Below are 2,393 nucleotides of genomic sequence, written 5' to 3'. Positions count from 1 at the left end.
AAGGTGTTCGGGTCAGGCGGCGTTCGCGCCGCCGGGGCAGTCGTTGCAGACCCCGTAGCGCTGTGGGGTATAGTATTGCAAAAAGGTTTGGCACACCGGGGCGACCCCGCCGGGGGGGCCCCCGCGCGCGGCAAAGACCCCCGGCCACGGCAAGAGCTGGAAGCCGGACGCCCCGCTGAAGCGCTCCACGAAGTACGCGCTCTCGGCCACCGCCAAGGACGCCGGCGGCAAGGAGGCGCACGAGAACGCCTCCTTCACCACCATCTCCCCGGAGAACAGCTTCATCGGTTCGTTCGTGCCGGAGGACGGTCAGACCGTCGGCGTGGGCATGCCGGTGTCGATCACCTTCAACAAGCCGATCAAGGACCGGAAGGCCGTCCAGGCGGCGATCAACGTCACCTCCAGCTCCGGGCAGGAGGTCGTCGGCCACTGGTTCAGCGATCAGCGGCTCGACTTCCGCCCCGAGAACTACTGGCAGGCGAACTCCACCGTCACGATGAAGATGCAGCTGGACGGTGTGCAGGGCGCCCCCGGCGTCCAGGGCGTGCAGAACCGCACCGCCACCTTCAAGATCGGCCGGAGCCAGGTTTCCACGGTCGACGCGAAGTCGAAGAAGATGACGGTCACCCGGGACGGTCAGGTCATCAAGACCATCCCGATCTCGGCGGGCGCCCCGGCGAACCCGACGTACAACGGCCAGATGGTGATCTCCGAGAAGTTCAAGGAGACCCGGATGAACGGCGCCACCGTCGGCTTCACCGACGCCGACGGCAAGGGCGAGTACGACATCAAGGACGTCCCGCACGCGATGCGCCTGTCCAACTCCGGGACCTTCCTCCACGGCAACTACTGGGGCGCCGACTCGATCTTCGGCAACGCGAACACCAGCCACGGCTGTGTCGGCCTGAACGACGTCAAGGGCGCGGGCGACCCGAACCAGCCGGCAGCCTGGTTCTACGACAACTCGCTCATCGGCGACGTCGTCACGGTGGTCAACTCCCCGGACAAGACCATCAAGCCGGACAACGGCCTCAACGGCTGGAACATGAGCTGGGCGGACTGGAAGGCCGGCTCGGCCGCCTGACCCGGTCCCGCCGGTCGGCAAAGACGCACCGCGGATGGCGGGGCACCCCTCGGAGGGTGCCCCGCCATCCGGCGTTCCCGGTCCGCCGAACTCCCGCGCGGGCGGCCCCGTCCCCGGGCTAGGGTCCGGGGACATGACACGCGACCCCGCGATCCGTGCCCTCACCCCGCCGCCGTCCGACGCCGAGGCGGAGGCCTGGCGGACGGTCCTGGCCGACGCCCGGGCCGCCGACCTGCCGCAGCTGCCGGCGCCCTCCCGGGTGGAGGTGGCCGGACGGCTCCAGGTGCGGCCCGCGCGCGGGCGCGCCGCCCTGTGGGCGGCCGAGGACGGCGTCGCCGGGCTCCTCCTGTTCACGGACGAGGAGAACCTGCACACCGCGTTCCTCGACGTGCTGACAGTCCGTCCACGGGCCCGCCGGCAGGGCCTCGGTACGGCCCTGTGGCAGCGGGTCCGCGCGGAACTCCGCGCCGAGGGCCGCACCTCGGTCGCCGCCCAGATCGACCTCGGCGGCCCCGGCCAGGCCTTCGCGGAGTCGCTGGGCTTCAGCTGCGTCCTGCCGATGGCCTGGTACGTCCAGGACGTCCGGGAGGCGCAGCGCACCCTGCCCGTCCGGGAGACCGCCGCCCCGCCCGGCTACGAGCTCGTCTGCTGGCCCGGCCTGGTGCCCGACGCGTGGGCCGCCGCGGCGGCCCGGGCCCACTGCGCGATGGACGACGCCCCGACGGGGGACGTCGACGAGCAGGTCCTCGCCTGGACCCCGGACCGCCTGCACGCCTCCCAGCAGCTGGTCCTGGACCGCGGGGGCGCGCTCACCACGGTCGCCGCCGTCACCCCGGAGGGCGAGGTGGCCGCGTACACGGAGCTCGTGCTGCCCGACCCGGACGGCCCGCGCGCCATCCAGTACGACACGGTCGTCGTCCCCGGACACCGCGGCCGCGGCCTCGGCCGCACCGTCAAGCTCCGCATGCTCGCCGAGGCGGGGGACCGCCACCCGGCCCTGCGCGCCGTCGCCACGACCGTCGCGGACGACAACGCCCCGATGCGCGCGGTCAACGAGGCCCTCGGCTACCGCCGCGAACGCGGCACGGCCGTCTTCCAGCTCACCCTGTAGCGGCGGCCGGGCGGCGCGCCACGAGGGAGTACAGGACGGGCAGGTGCGTCTGCCCGAACGGGAAGCGGTACCTGCCGTCCTGACCGGATGATGCCGGCGCAAACCCCGTCCTTCAGGGCGGGGTAAGCCGGAACGGCCCGCAGAGCGAAGCTACAGCGGGCGGCGCTGCTGCTCGATGTACTGCCGCACCACCGCGAG

At 72.4% G+C, this 2,393-nt stretch carries 1 protein-coding gene and 1 pseudogene; both read left to right on the top strand.

Going from position 1 to position 2,393, the window contains the following annotated elements; genetic code table 11:
* Positions 1-148: 148 nt before the first annotated feature.
* A pseudogene (locus ACFVGY_RS36275) lies at positions 149-1,084 on the top strand (Ig-like domain-containing protein); the annotation flags it as partial.
* 133 nt (positions 1,085-1,217) lie between these two features.
* A complete protein-coding gene (locus ACFVGY_RS36270; protein ID WP_385686391.1) occupies positions 1,218-2,195 on the top strand; it encodes a GNAT family N-acetyltransferase in 978 nt (325 codons plus the stop codon).
* Positions 2,196-2,393 lie beyond the last annotated feature (198 nt).

The organism is Streptomyces sp. NPDC127106, from assembly GCF_042677605.1.
GTDB lineage: Bacteria > Actinomycetota > Actinomycetes > Streptomycetales > Streptomycetaceae > Streptomyces.
The sequence above is the reverse complement of the archived record's forward strand: the minus strand, read 5'-3'. Positions and strand labels throughout refer to the sequence as shown.